Genomic DNA, 13,986 nt, shown 5'->3' with positions numbered 1-13,986 from the left:
TCTCCCCCGTTTGCGCGCAAACGGATTGGCCTGAACAACACATAGATTCCGATGCCCACCAGTCTCCCCGAATCCCAGGCTGTTTCAAATGCGGTCACCCGCAGCGCGATATTCCTCGTAGCGACGCTCGTCGATGGCGACGACCACGCCGAAACCGTGCGCGCATGGTGTGCCGACGTTGCCGCGCTGGTACGCGCCGTCGGCCATCGCGTGCCGGACGGCAACCTGTCCTGTGTCTGCGGCTTCGGTTCGCAGGCATGGGACCGGCTCTTCGGCGCGCCCCGTCCCGCCGCGCTGCATCCGTTCCGCGAGTTCGGCGCCGGTGAGCGCGTGGCCCCGGCAACGCCGGGCGATCTGCTGTTGCACATCCGCGCCGAAGCGATGGACCTTTGCTTCGAGCTTGCCACGCAACTGCTCGGCAAGCTGGGGGACGCGGTCCGCGTAGTCGACGAAGTGCACGGCTTTCGCAACTTCGATATGCGCGCGATGGTCGGTTTTGTCGATGGCACCGAGAATCCGACCGGCCGCGAAGCCGTCGGCTTCACAGTGATCGGAGAGGAAGACGCAAGGTTCGCGGGCGGCAGCTACGTCATCTTGCAGAAATACTTGCACGACATGGCCGGATGGAACGCCCTGCCGGTCGAGACACAAGAGCTGATCATCGGGCGCAAGAAGCTGACGGACATTGAACTGGACGCCAGTGCCAAGCCGTCGAACTCGCACAGTTCGCTGACCACGCTCGACGAAAACGGGAAGGAAGTGAAGATCCTGCGTAACAACATGGTGTTTGGCCGCCCCGGTGCGGGGGAGTTCGGCACCTACTTCATCGCTTACGCCCGTTCGCCGGCACCGATCGAACAGATGCTCGAGAACATGTTCGTGGGCCGGCCGCCCGGCAACTACGACCGGCTGCTCGACTTCAGCCGGGCCGTCACCGGCGGCCTGTTCTTCGTCCCGTCGGCCGACCTGCTCGAAGCGCTGGCGGAGCGCTGCGGGCCCGCCGATGGCGCTTCCCGCGCATCAGCGTGAACTTCAGCCTGACGCTTGGCATGACGTTCCAGACTTCCGACGTCACCATCACCGGCGCCCATATGCGCAAGGTGGTGCTGTGCTGGGCCACTGCGTTGCCGCATTCCTCTTCAACATGGGGATCCTGGCTTTCACGGTGAACGCGCTGGGCGGCTTGTAACGGAAGACGGCGGCTTGCTCCGTTTGCCGGGGAGTTCGCCGGGCGGCCGCGCTCCATCGCGCAATCGCGGCCGCACATGGCGTGATTACCCGCCCAGTTCCTGGAAGGCGTGGCCGTTGGCCTCCAGCCCGTTCAGGGCATCGCGTGGCACCTCCGTCGCGGAGACGGTTCCTTCCAGCTGCCATTGCTTTGCATCCGCAAGGTCAGGAAGCCCGGCGCCCTTGCGCACATAGAGTCCCAACGTCGGTTTCTGCAGATTGATGTAAAAGTCGAACTCCTGCATGGTCGAACCTCCTGCATAAAGCTGCCTGGACTATTGTCTGCACGTCCGCCTGCCGTGCTCATGCCGTGGCGTCACCGGCAACATCGGCAGCATCGGCGCCGTCCGTCTTGCTGGGCGAAGCAGCCTTGGCGCTGGCCCTGCCGGCCTTGGGCTTGCGCGCCGCGGCGAGCTTCCTGAACGTCGCCGCGCCGCTGTCCTTGTCATAGCCCACCTCGACACGGTCGCCGGGTGCCAGCTTGTCGCCCAGGATCTCCCTGGCCAGCGTGGTCTCGACTTGCTGGCGGATCTGGCGCCGCAGCTCGCGCGCACCGAACTCCGGCTGGTAGCCCACCTCCACCAGATGATCGACCAGCGCCGCATCGAATGTGACCGTGATGTCTTGCGCGGCGGCGGTGCGGGCCACGCGCTCGAGCTGGATCTGCACGATGGCGCGGATGTTCTCGCGCGAGAGCGCATGGAACACGATGATGTCGTCGATCCGATTAAGGAACTCCGGGCGGAAATGCCCTTTCAGCACTTTCATCAGCGCCTCGCGCAAGGCCTTGTCATCCATGCGCGTTGCCTCGGGCTTGCCAAGGTTCTCCATGATGATCGGCGCGCCCAGGTTGCTGGTGGCAATGATGACCGTGTTGCTGAAATCGACCACGCGGCCCTTGCCGTCGGTCAGGCGGCCGTCGTCGAATACCTGCAGCAGCACGTTGTACACGTCGGGGTGCGCCTTTTCGATCTCGTCCAGCAGGATCACGCTGTAGGGCTTGCGCCGGACCCGCTCGGTGAGCTGCCCGCCTTCCTCGTAGCCGACATAGCCCGGCGGCGCGCCGATCAGCCGTGCCACCGCGTGGCGCTCCATGTATTCGGACATGTCGATGCGGATGATGGCCTGCTCGTCGCCGAACACCGATTCCGCCAGCGCCTTGGCCAGTTCGGTCTTGCCCACGCCAGTGGGGCCGAGGAAAAGAAAGTTCGCGATCGGCCGGTTGGCCTGGCCCAGTCCCGCGCGCGACAGGCGCACCGCGTCGCTCACCGCGACCACCGCGTCATCCTGCCCCACCACGCGCTCGCGCAGCCGCGCCTCCATCTGCAGCAGCTTCTGGCGCTCCTCTTGGGTGAGGTCGGTCACCGGGATGCCGGTCAGGCGCGACACCACCTCGGCAATCGCCGCGACCGTGACTTCGAGCGTTTCCGAGCCGGTCTTGCGCTGCCAGGCCTCGGTCTGCTCATCGAGCTGCTTTTGCTTGCCGGTGATACGGTCCTCGAAGGCCTTGGCCTCGTCGAAGCGCTTGCGCGACGCGGCATAGTCCTGCTCGCGCTTGAGCTGGGCAATCTCCGCCTCCAGTTCCTGGATCTCGGCGGGGCGCGAGGTCGAGCCGATGCGCACGCGCGCCGCGGCCTGGTCGATCAGGTCGATGGCCTTGTCCGGCAGGAAGCGCGACGTGATGTAGCGGTCCGACATTTCCGCCGCGGCGACAAAGGCGTCGTCGGCAAAGGTGACCTGGTGATGCGCCTCGAGCTTGTCGCGCAGGCCGCGCAGGATGACGATGGTCTGCTCCACGGTGGGCTCCGGCACCAGCACCGGCTGGAAGCGCCGTTCCAGCGCCGCGTCTTTCTCGATGTACTTCTGGTACTCGTTCAGCGTGGTCGCGCCGATCAGGCTCAGTTCGCCGCGCGCCAGCGCGGGCTTGAGCACGTTGGCAATGTCGAGGCCGCCCTCGCCACCGCCCTGCCCCGCGCCGACGATGGTGTGCAGCTCGTCGATAAACAGGATCAGTTCTTCATTTTTGGCGGTGACCTCATCGATCAGCTGCTTGGCACGTTCTTCGAACTCGCCGCGGTATTTCGCGCCCGCCACCAAAGCATTGAGGTTGACCTCGACCAGGCGCTTGCCGCGCAGCACTTCCGGCACGTCGCCGTTGACGATGCGCTGCGCCAGTCCTTCCACGATCGCGGTCTTGCCCACGCCGGGCTCGCCGATCAGGACCGGATTGTTCTTCTTGCGCCGCGCCAGCACCTCGATCGTGTTCTCGATCTCCTGCGCGCGGCCCAGCACCGGATCGAGCTTGCCCTGCCGCGCGATCGCGGTCAGGTCGCGGCCGAACTTGTCCAGCGTGGGCGTGCCGGTCGGCGTGTCGACGCGGCCGTCCTCCGCGCCCTTGCCCACCACCTTCACCACCTTCTGGCGCAGCGCCTCGGGCGTGACGCCATACTTCTTCAGCAGCGTCCCGGCGATGCTGTCGGGCACCGAAGCGAGCCCGATCAGCAGGTGCTCCGGGCCAACGTAGGAATGCCCCAGGTCGCGGGACGCCTGGAACGCATACTGGAACGCCTTCTTCAGGCGCGGCGAGATTGTCATTCGCTCGATCGCCGCGTCCGGCGCGGCGCTGCCGGCCTTCGCATGCGCGTCGATATAGCCCCGCAGGTCCTGCGGCGAAAGCTTGAGCTCCTTGAGCAGCGCAACGCAGACGTCGGTATCGGACAGCACATAAAGCAGGTGCTCGGTGTCGAGTTCATTGCGCCGCAACTCATGGGCCTTTTCCGCCGCGCGCTGCAGCAACGCCAGCGTCTGTTCGCTGAAGGCGTCGGTCACGTCGACGGATTCGCGCGGCACTTCGGCCGCGAACCCACCCTGCCCGTCATCGTCGGCCCCATCCCCGAGGCCGCCGAAGAAGCGGGACAAGCCGCCCCCGCCGAGCAGCGAATCGAACGGATTGAGCATGTCCTGGTGGCGCAGCAGCTGCCGGTAGTCGTAGTCGCAGATCGACATGGACTTGCGTTGGCCGTCCTGCACCACGGTGACGCGCGCCACGGCGGGACGCGCATTGCAGATTTCGCATAGGGTCGGCATGATGGACTTTCCTCCACAGGTAGGTCGCGTTCAGCGTCAACGGAAGGCCGTGGCACGCCGCCGGTACGGCTTGCAACGGCGCCTGGAATCAAAGGAAGACGGATGGCCCGCCCTTACGTCACCGCCGAGCGCACCACGCGCACCGGCACGGACTTGTAGGAAGGCGTGCCGCTGTCCTCGTCGATATAGTCGAGCGGCACCAGCCTGTTGGCCTCCGGGTAGTAGGCGGCGACCGAGCCCGGCGCGATCTCGTATTCGATCGCCGTCAGTTTGTCGACACGCAGCTGCCGGCCCGCCGCGATGGTCTCGATATCAACCAGGTCGCCATGTTCCAGGCCGCGCGCAGCCAGGTCGGCCGCGTTCATGAACAGCACATCGCGGCGCCCGAACACACCCCGGTAGCGGTCATCCATGGCATAGATGGTGGTGTTGTACTGGTCGTGGCTGCGGATCGTCACCAGCCGCAGCACATCGTCGGCATGGACCTCCTTGTCTTCGTGGAGCCCCTTGAACACGTAGAACTCCGCCTTGCCCGACGGCGTTTCCCATTTGCGTTCGGTGGGCGGCAACGGCATGCGGAACCCGCCGGGCACCCGCACGCGCGTGTTGAAGTCCCCGAAGCCCAGCACCGTTTTTTCGATCAGGTCGCGGATCCTGTCGTAGTCGGCAACCAGCTCCAGCCATGGCACTTTGCTGTCCGGCAGGGTTGCGGTGGCAATGCCCGCAACGATGGCGGGCTCGGAGCGCAGCAACGCGGAGGCCGGCGCCAGCTTGCCGGCCGAGGCATGCACCATCGACATCGAGTCCTCCACCGTCACCGATTGCGGCCCGGTTTCCTGCACATCCAGTTCCGTGCGCCCAAGGCAGGGCAGCAGGTAGGTCTCCCTGGCCACCAGCAGGTGCGTGCGGTTGAGCTTGGTGCCGACATGGACGCTCAGGTCGAGCTTGCCCATGGCGGGGAAACACTGGTCCGGGTCGGGCAATGCGACCGCGAAGTTTCCCCCCAGGCAGAACAGCGCCCTGGCGTTGCCATCGATCATCGCCTGCATCGCCCTGACGGCGTCGTGCCCGTGCGCGGCTGGCGGGCTGAAGCCGAAGGTGTCGGCAAGCCGCTGCAGGAAATCCGCCGAGGGCTTCTCGGTAATGCCGACGGTCCGGTTCCCCTGCACATTGGAGTGGCCGCGCAACGGACAGATGCCGGCACCGGGCTTGCCAAAGTTGCCGCGCAGCATCAGCAGGTCGCACAACAGGCGGACATTGGCCGTGCCTTCGTTGTGCTGCGTCACGCCCATGCCATAGGTGACGATGGTGGCGTTCGACTTTGCATACGCCGCCGCGACCAGTTCCAGGTCAGCACGCGCGAGGCCGCTGGTCTTCTCGATATCCGCCCATGCGGTCGCCTCCAGGTCCTCCGCCAGCGCTTCGAAGCCCTCGGTGTGGACGGCAATGAAGTCATGGTCCAGCACGTTGCCCTGGCTGGCTTCCAGCTCAAGCAGCGCTTTCATGATCCCCTTGATGGCGGCGGCATCGCCTCCGGCCCGCACCAGGAAGTACGACGACGCGATCCGGGTGGAGCCGTAGGTCGCCATCTCCAGCATGTTCTGCGGGTCCGCGAAGCGCTCGAGCGCGCGTTCGCGCAGCGGGTTGAACACCAGGATCGGCACTTTGCGCCGCGATGCCTCGTGCAGCGTCCCCATCATGCGGGGATGGTTGGTGCCCGGGTTGTGCCCGATCGAGAGGATCAGCTCGCACTGGTCAAAGTCGTCCAGCGACACGGTACCCTTGCCGATGCCGATCGAGCGCGGCAGGCCGACGCTGGTCGGCTCGTGGCACATGTTGGAGCAATCGGGGAAGTTGTTGGAGCCGTACTCGCGCGCGAACAGCTGGTACAGGTATGCGGCCTCGTTGGAAGCGCGGCCGGACGTATAGAACTCGACCTGGTCCGGCGAAAGCCCGCGCAGGATTTCGCCGATGCGGGCGAACGCCGCTTCCCACTCAACCGCGCGGAACGTATCGGTGGCGCGGTCGTAGACCATGGGATGGGTCAGGCGGCCGAAGTCTTCGAGCTCGTAGTCGGTCCGGTTCAGCAACGACGACACCGTGTTGGCCGCGAAGAACTCGGGCAGCACGCGCTTGTTCGTGGCCTCCCAGGTCACGGCCTTGGCGCCGTTCTCGCAGAACTGGAAGGTGGAGCGGTGCTCCTTGTCGGGCCACGCGCAGCCGGGGCAGTCGAAGCCGTCGGGCTGGTTGGTGCGCAGCAGCGTGATCGGGGCCTTGACGGTATCCATCTGCGTGCGGATCGCCGTGGCGGTGGCCCTCAGCGCTCCCCAGCCTCCGGCGGGGCCGTCGTATTTGCGGATGCCGGGTACGTCGCGTAGCTTGGCCATGATGGCTCCTTGTGCCGCGCCTGGCTTTAGGGCGGCGTTGCAGTGGATCATGCGCATTGCCGTTACTGCTTGCTGCCGGTGTACTCCCCTCTCCCGCTTTCGGGAGAGGGGCAGGGGGTGAGGGCTGGCCCCGGCATACCGACACGCGCTGCTTCGTTGACGCTCCGGCCCTCACCCCTACCCCTCTCCCGCGCGCGGGAGAGGGGAGCGTATGCATGGGGTGGCGCTGCGAGAATCGCTAACGGTAAAGCCCCGCCATCCTCTCCATCCCTACCGGCTTGATCCGCGCCGCCTGCCCGGCGCAGCCGAAGGCCTCGAAGCGCAGCTTCACCACGCCCTTCGCGCCCTTCTTGGCGGCGAGCAGTGCCTTGCGCGGATCGAACTCGCTGCGGTCCTCGGACAGCGACTTGCGGATGGCGCCGGTCATGGCCAGGCGGATGTCAGTGTCGATGTTCACCTTGCGCACGCCGTTCCTGATGCCGCGCAGGATCTCCTCGACCGGCACGCCGTAGGTCTCCTTGATGTCGCCGCCGTACTGGCGGATGATTTCCAGCCATTCCTGCGGCACCGAGCTGGAGCCGTGCATCACCAGGTGGGTATCGGGAATCTGCTCATGGATCTCGCGGATGCGGTCCATCGCCAGGATGTCGCCGGTGGGCTGGCGCGAGAACTTGTAGGCGCCGTGGCTGGTGCCGATGGCGATGGCCAGCGCGTCCACGCCGGTGCGGGCGACGAAGTCGCGCGCCTGCGCCGGATCGGTCAGCATCATGTCGTGCGACAGCGTGCCCGCCGCGCCCACGCCGTCCTCTTCGCCGGCCAGGCCGGTCTCGAGCGAGCCCAGGCAGCCCAGTTCGCCCTCCACCGACACGCCCACGGCATGCGCCATCTCGCACACGCGCCGCGTGACGTCGACGTTGTAGTCGTAGTCGGCGGGCGTCTTCATGTCCTCGCGCAGCGAGCCGTCCATCATCACGCTGGTAAAGCCGGAGCGGATCGAAGCCTGGCACACCGCCGGGCTGGAGCCGTGGTCCTGGTGCAGCACGATGGGAATGTCCGGATGGGTCTCGGCGGCGGCCAGCACCATATGCCGGAGGTAGGCCTCGCCCGCATACTTGCGGGCACCGGCCGAGGCTTGCAGGATCACGGGGCTGTTGGTTTCCTCCGCCGCCTCCATGATCGCGTGGATCTGTTCCAGGTTGTTGACGTTGAAAGCCGGCACGCCGTAGCCGAACTCTCCCGCGTGGTCCAGTAGCTGGCGCAGGGATATGAGTGCCATGATGAGTCTCCTTTGCTTGTTGCGGATGCGGTGGGCGGATTCGTCGCAGTCAGGTGGCGGCGCGCTGTGCCAGCACGGCCAGTGCGGGCAGCGCCTTGCCTTCCAGGAATTCCAGGAATGCGCCGCCGCCGGTGGAGATGTAACCCACGCGGTCGGCGATGCCGTACTTGGCGATGGCGGCCAGCGTGTCACCGCCGCCGGCGATCGAGAACGCCCTGGATTCGGCGATGGCCTGCGCCAGCACCCTGGTGCCGTTGCCGAACTGGTCGAATTCGAACACGCCCACCGGGCCGTTCCAGACAATGGTGCCGGCGGCCGTCAGCTGCTCGGCCAGCAGGGCGGCGGTCTTGGGACCGATGTCCAGAATCATGTCGTCATCGGCCACGTCCTTGACGTCCTTGACGGTCGCCGCGGCGGTCGCGCTGAATTCCTTGGCACAGATCACGTCGACGGGAATGGGCACCGAGGCGCCGCGCCTGGCCATGATGTCGATGATGGCCCTGGCGTCGCCGACCAGGTCGGCTTCGGCCAGCGACTTGCCGATCTTCAGGCCGGCCGCCAGCATGAAGGTGTTGGCGATGCCGCCGCCGACGATCAGGTGGTCGACCTTGTCGGCCAGCGACTTCAGGATGGTCAGCTTGGTCGATACCTTGGAACCGGCCACGATCGCCACCAGCGGACGCGCCGGCTGGCCCAGGGCCTTGCCCAGCGCATCGATCTCGGCGGCCAGCAGCGGGCCGGCGCAGGCGACCGGCGCGTACCTGGCGATGCCATGGGTGGTGGCCTCGGCGCGGTGCGCGGTGCCGAAGGCGTCGTTCACATAGACATCGCACAAGCGGGCCATTTTCTGGGCCAGTTCGTCGCTGTTCTTCTTCTCGCCCTGGTTCATGCGGCAGTTTTCCAGCAGCACCACCTGGCCGGGCGGCACCTGGAAGCCGCCTTCGATCCAGCCGGACAGCAGCGGCACCTGGCGGCTCAGCAGTTCCGACAGGCGGCGTCCCACCGGCGCCAGGCTGTAGCGCGGGTCGGGCTGCCCTTCCTCGGGCCGGCCCAGATGCGAAGTGACCATCACCGCGGCGCCCGCCTGCAGGCAGGCCGCAATGGCCGGCACGGAAGCGCGGATACGGGTGTCGTCGGTGATCTGCCCGGCGGCGTCCTGCGGGACGTTGAGATCGGCGCGGATGAAGACCCGCTTGCCAGCCAGCCCGCCTGTGGCGAGCAGCGCGGCCAGCGTGTGCGGCGCCGTGGATTGTGGTAGCGCGTGCGCGGCATGGGATTCGCTCATCATGGCCTCCTGCTAGCGGGCACTGGCCAACGCCACCGCGGTATCCAGCATGCGGTTGGAGAAGCCCCATTCGTTGTCATACCAGGCCGAGACCTTGACCAGGGTGCCATTGACCTTGGTCAGGGTGGCGTCGAAGGTGGACGAAGCGGGGTTGTGATTGAAATCCACCGAGACCAGCGGCGCCGCGTTGTAGTCCAGGATGCCATTGAGTTCGCCCTGCGCCGCGGCCTTCAGGATGCCGTTCACTTCCTCGACGGTGGTGGGCCGCGCGGCGACGAAGGACAGGTCCACCAGCGACACGTTGATGGTCGGCACGCGCACCGCAAAGCCATCGAGCCGGCCGTCCAGTTCCGGCAGCACCAGCCCCACCGCGGCGGCGGCGCCGGTCTTGGTCGGGATCATCGACATGGTTGCCGAACGCGCACGGCGCAGATCTTCGTGGTAGACGTCGGTCAGCACCTGGTCATTGGTGTAGGCATGCACCGTGGTCATCAGGCCGTTCACCACGCCCAGCTTTTCATGCAGCGGCTTGACCAGCGGCGCCAGGCAGTTGGTGGTGCACGAGGCATTGGAGATGACCGTGTCCGTCGCCTTCAGCACGTGGTGGTTCACGCCATAGACGATGGTGGCGTCGACGTCCTTGCCGCCCGGCGCGGAGATGATCACCTTCTTCGCGCCGCCCTTCAGGTGGGCCGAGGCCTTTTCCTTGCTGGTAAAGAGGCCGGTGCACTCCATCACCACGTCCACGCCCAGCTCGCCCCACGGCAATTCCGCCGGATTGCGCTGGGCCAGCACGCGGATCCGGTCGCCGTTGACGCGGAAGGCATCGCCGTCGACCGAGACCTCCCCGGGGAAGCGCCCGTGGACGGTGTCGTACTGGGTCAGGTGGGCGTTGGTCGCGGCGTTGCCGAGGTCGTTGATGGCGACGATCTCGATATCGTGCCGCTTGCCGCCTTCATAGTGGGCGCGCAGCACATTGCGGCCGATGCGGCCATAGCCATTGATGGCAACCTTGATAGTCATGCTGTCTCCATGTTGTTGTCTTGATGTCCTTTCTGCCGGGCAGGATCGCGCACCGGCGCAAGCTCAGGCGGCCGGCGCCAGCCGTGCCGGCGCCAGCAGCGCCGGCAATGCCTCCAGCGAATCGATCAGCGCATCCGCGCCCAGCGCCGCCGGCCCGCCGGGCCCTGCGTAGCCGTAGCGCACCAGGCAGACCGGCATGCCGGCCGCGCGTGCCGCCTGCACGTCCACCGGTGAATCCCCCACCAGCACGCCCTGCGCGGGATCGACGTCGAGCAGCCGGCAGGCATGGCGCAGCGGTTCGGGGTCCGGCTTCATCTGCGCAATCGAATCGCCGGCGACCAGCACTTCCAGATGGGCGGCCAGGCCGGTCATGGCCAGCAGCGGCACCGCCAGCGCGCGCGGCTTGTTGGTCACGCAGGCAAGGCGGTAGCCCTCGCGCCTGAGCGCCGCGAGGCCGGCCTCCACGCCGGGGAACACAGTGCCGAGGCGGCCGTTGGTGTCGGCATAGTGGCGGTGGAACAGCGCCACCGCTGCGTCGGCGTCCACCCGCGTGGCCAGATTCGCGGTCTCGAGCACGCGCCGCACGAGGTTGGGCACGCCGCGGCCGATAAATCCGGCCACGGTTTCGAACGGCAGCGGCGGGCTGCCGAGATCGGCCAGCATGCGGCTGGCGGCGCCGACGATGTCCGGCGCGCTGTCGACCAGTGTTCCGTCGAGGTCGATCAGTACCGCGGCGCAGGGCATGGTATTGGTGGAATTGGCAGCCATCACGCGTCCTCCAGCACGGCCAGCGCGGCCGCCGCGACATGGGCCGGGGTCAGGCCGAAGTGCTGGTACAGCGCCTCGGCGGGTGCCGACTCGCCAAAGGTGTCGAGGCCCAGCGCAACGCCGCGCTCGCCCACCACGCCGCGCCAGAACCAGGTGCCGCCCGCCTCCACGCTGACGCGCGGCAGGTCCGGCGGCAGCACCGTGTCGCGGTACGCCGCGTCCTGTGCGTAGAAGAGTTCGATGCAGGGCATCGACACCACGCGCGCGGCGATGCCGGCATCGGCCAGCTGCGCAGCCGCGCGCATGGCGATTTCCACCTCGGAGCCGGTAGCGACCAGCACCACGCGCGGCGCCGCCGCATCGCGAAGCACGTAGCCGCCGCGCGCAATCGCGTCGCGCTGGGCCGCATCGCGCTCGAACGGCGTCAGCGCCTGGCGCGACAGCACCAGGCAGGTGGGGCCGTCCTCGCGCCGCAGCGCGGCCAGCCACGCGTATGCGGTTTCGGCGCCATCGCACGGGCGCCAGACCCGGTTGTTCGGGATCAGCCGCAGGCTGGCGGCATGCTCCACCGGCTGATGCGTGGGCCCGTCCTCGCCCAGGCCGATGGAATCGTGGGTCAGCACGTGGACCACACGCAGGCGCATCAGCGCCGCCATGCGGATGGCGTTGCGCGAGTAGTCCGAGAAGGTCATGAAGGTGCCGCCGTAGGGAATCAGCCCGCCGTGCAGCGCAATGCCATTCATGACCGCCGCCATGCCGAACTCGCGCACGCCGTAGCTCACGTAGTTGCCGTGGCCGGCATGATTGATCCAGACCGAAGCCTTGACGTTGGTCAGGTTGGAACCGGTGAGGTCGGCCGAGCCGCCCAGCAGCTCGGGCAAGGCTGGCGTCAGCGCCTCCAGGCACAGCTGCGAGGCCTTGCGCGTGGCGATCTTGCCTTGCAGCGGCGAAGGTGCGTCCGGTTGCGCCTCCAGCTGCGCGAGCAGTGCCGCGTCGAAGCCGTTCGGCAGGCAGCCCTGGACACGGCGCAGGAACTCCTCGGCCAGGTCGGGGTGCGCGGCGCAATAGCCGGCGAAGCGCGCCTCCCATTCGGCTTCGCGCGCGGCGCCTTGGGCGCGCGCATCCCAGGCATCGGCAACGTCGGCCGGCACCGTGAACGGTGCGGCTTCCCAGCCCAGGGTCGCGCGCATCGCGGCAATTTCGGCCTCGCCCAGCGGGGCGCCGTGCACATCGTGGCCGCCGGCCTTGGCCGGCGCGCCCTGGCCGATGACGGTGCGGCAGCAGATCAGCGTGGGCCGGTCGCGCTCGGCTTTCGCCGCATGCAGCGCGGCGTCGATGGCCCGTGGGTCATGTCCGTCGACGCCCGCGATCACATGCCAGCCGTAGGCGGCAAAGCGCTGCGGGGTGTCATCGGCAAACCACCCGGCGACGTCCCCGTCGATGGAGATGCCGTTATCGTCGTACAGGCAGATCAGCTTGCCCAGCCGGAGCGTGCCCGCCAGCGAGGAGGCCTCGTGACTGAGCCCTTCCATCAGGCAGCCGTCGCCAAGGAACACATAGGTGTGGTGGTCGACGATGTCGAAGCCCGGCCGGTTGAAGGTGGCGGCCAGCAGCTTCTCCGCCAGCGCCATGCCGACAGCATTGGCCAGGCCCTGGCCCAGCGGCCCGGTGGTGGTTTCCACGCCCGGCGTCACGCCGGTCTCCGGATGGCCCGGCGTCGCCGCATGCAGCTGGCGGAACTGGCGCAGCTGCGCCATCGGCAAATCGTAGCCGGTCAGGTGCAGCAGCGCGTACTGCAGCATGGAGGCATGGCCGTTGGACAGCACGAAGCGGTCGCGGTCCGGCCAGGCCGGGTTGGCGGGGTTGTGGCGCAGGTGGCGGCGCCACAAGACCTCGGCCATCTCGGCCATGCCCATGGGTGCGCCGGGGTGGCCGGATTTGGCCTGTTCCACGGCGTCGGCGGCCAGGAAGCGCAGTGCGTTGGCGCAGCGCGATGCGGAATCGATGCGTTCGGGGGCGTTCATCAGTGGTGTCCTCGCAAACGGCAATGGGTCACAGCGCGGCGCGCTTGCTGCGCTCCATCATGCGCAGCACAAAGGGCGTGAAGATCAGCTGCATGGCCAGTTCCATCTTGCCGCCGGGCACCACGATGGTGTTGGCGCGCGACATGAACGAGTCGTGGATCATGCTCAGCAGGTACTGGAAGTCGATCCCCTTCGGGTTGGCAAAGCGGATCACCACCATGCTTTCGTCGGGCGCGGGAATCTCGCGCGCGATAAAGGGGTTGGAGGTGTCCACGCACGGCACCCGCTGGAAGTTCACATGCGTGCGCGAGAACTGCGGGCAGATGTAGTTCACGTAGTCCGGCATGCGGCGCAGGATGGTGTCGGTCACGGCCTCGGTCGAATAGCCGCGCTGCTTCTTGTCGCGCCACAGCTTCTGGATCCACTCCAGGTTGATGACGGGCACCACGCCGATCAGCAGGTTGGGATACCGCGCGATATTGACCTCGTCGGTAACCACGCCGCCGTGCAAACCCTCGTAGAACAGCAGGTCGGTATCGGCCGGCAACGGCTCCCACTGGGTGAAGGTGCCGGGCTCCTGCCCGAACGGCGCTGCTTCCTCCGGGCTGTGCAGGTAGTGCCGGTGCATCCCCGTGCCGGTTTCCGAATAGGAGCGGAACAGCCCTTCCAGCTCGCCGAAGAGATTGTTTTCCTCGCCGAAGTGGCTGAAGTTCATGTTGCCGGTGCGCTCGGCCTCGGCCATCTTGACCTTCATCTCGGCGCGGTCGTAGCGGTGGAAGCTGTCGCCTTCGATCACCACCGACTTCACGCCCTCGCGGCGGAAGATGTTTTCGAAGGTACGGGTCACCGAGGTGGTGCCGGCACCGGAAGAGCCAGTGATGGCGATGATGGGATATCGTTCTGACATGG

Annotated in this window: 11 protein-coding genes; 2 read left to right on the top strand and 9 right to left on the bottom strand. The window is 67.1% G+C overall.

The window, feature by feature from the left end; all coding sequences use genetic code 11:
• Positions 1–51: 51 nt before the first annotated feature.
• A complete protein-coding gene (locus VSR71_RS25270; RefSeq protein WP_342916517.1) occupies positions 52–1,029 on the top strand; it encodes a Dyp-type peroxidase in 978 nt (325 codons plus the stop codon).
• The gene (locus VSR71_RS25265; protein ID WP_342916516.1) at positions 1,026–1,169 is read left to right on the top strand and encodes a DUF1345 domain-containing protein; all 144 of its coding nucleotides are present in this window, start codon (positions 1,026–1,028) and stop codon (positions 1,167–1,169) included. The genes VSR71_RS25270 and VSR71_RS25265 overlap by 4 nt, the downstream gene beginning before the upstream one ends.
• Before the next feature lie 105 nt (positions 1,170–1,274).
• Here VSR71_RS25265 and VSR71_RS25260 read toward each other — a convergent pair whose 3' ends face one another.
• The 9 genes from VSR71_RS25260 to VSR71_RS25220 all read right to left on the bottom strand — a co-directional run bounded on the left by VSR71_RS25260 (position 1,275) and on the right by VSR71_RS25220 (position 13,984).
• The gene (locus tag VSR71_RS25260; RefSeq protein ID WP_342916515.1) at positions 1,275–1,472 is read right to left on the bottom strand and encodes a hypothetical protein; all 198 of its coding nucleotides are present in this window, start codon (positions 1,470–1,472) and stop codon (positions 1,275–1,277) included.
• A 58-nt stretch (positions 1,473–1,530) separates the two neighbouring features.
• The gene (locus VSR71_RS25255) at positions 1,531–4,314 is read right to left on the bottom strand and encodes an ATP-dependent Clp protease ATP-binding subunit (protein ID WP_342916514.1); all 2,784 of its coding nucleotides are present in this window, start codon (positions 4,312–4,314) and stop codon (positions 1,531–1,533) included.
• A gap of 113 nt (positions 4,315–4,427) precedes the next feature.
• Positions 4,428–6,701 carry an FdhF/YdeP family oxidoreductase gene (locus VSR71_RS25250; RefSeq protein WP_342916513.1) on the bottom strand — a complete coding sequence of 758 codons (2,274 nt, stop codon included), beginning with the start codon at positions 6,699–6,701 and terminating at the stop codon, positions 4,428–4,430.
• A gap of 238 nt (positions 6,702–6,939) precedes the next feature.
• Positions 6,940–7,977 carry a class II fructose-bisphosphate aldolase gene (gene fba / locus VSR71_RS25245; protein ID WP_342916512.1) on the bottom strand — a complete coding sequence of 346 codons (1,038 nt, stop codon included), beginning with the start codon at positions 7,975–7,977 and terminating at the stop codon, positions 6,940–6,942.
• Between the two features lie 49 nt (positions 7,978–8,026).
• Positions 8,027–9,265 (bottom strand): phosphoglycerate kinase, encoded by a 1,239-nt coding sequence (locus VSR71_RS25240; RefSeq protein ID WP_342916511.1) that lies wholly within the window; start codon positions 9,263–9,265, stop codon positions 8,027–8,029.
• Between the two features lie 9 nt (positions 9,266–9,274).
• Positions 9,275–10,285 (bottom strand): type I glyceraldehyde-3-phosphate dehydrogenase, encoded by a 1,011-nt coding sequence (gene gap, locus VSR71_RS25235; RefSeq protein ID WP_342916510.1) that lies wholly within the window; start codon positions 10,283–10,285, stop codon positions 9,275–9,277.
• 63 nt (positions 10,286–10,348) lie between these two features.
• The gene (gene gph / locus VSR71_RS25230; RefSeq protein ID WP_342916509.1) at positions 10,349–11,053 is read right to left on the bottom strand and encodes a phosphoglycolate phosphatase; all 705 of its coding nucleotides are present in this window, start codon (positions 11,051–11,053) and stop codon (positions 10,349–10,351) included.
• Entirely contained in the window at positions 11,053–13,077 is a 2,025-nt protein-coding gene (gene tkt / locus VSR71_RS25225; RefSeq protein WP_342916508.1) for a transketolase, read from the bottom strand. Before tkt ends, gph begins: the two co-directional genes overlap by 1 nt.
• 28 nt (positions 13,078–13,105) lie before the next feature.
• Positions 13,106–13,984 carry a phosphoribulokinase gene (locus VSR71_RS25220; RefSeq protein WP_342916507.1) on the bottom strand — a complete coding sequence of 293 codons (879 nt, stop codon included), beginning with the start codon at positions 13,982–13,984 and terminating at the stop codon, positions 13,106–13,108.
• Positions 13,985–13,986: the final 2 nt, after the last annotated feature.

Origin of the sequence: Cupriavidus oxalaticus, from assembly GCF_038900635.1 — a bacterium.
Classification (GTDB): Bacteria; Pseudomonadota; Gammaproteobacteria; order Burkholderiales; family Burkholderiaceae; genus Cupriavidus; species Cupriavidus oxalaticus_B.
Note: the sequence above shows the minus strand (reverse complement) of the source record. Positions and strands in the feature narration are given on the sequence as shown.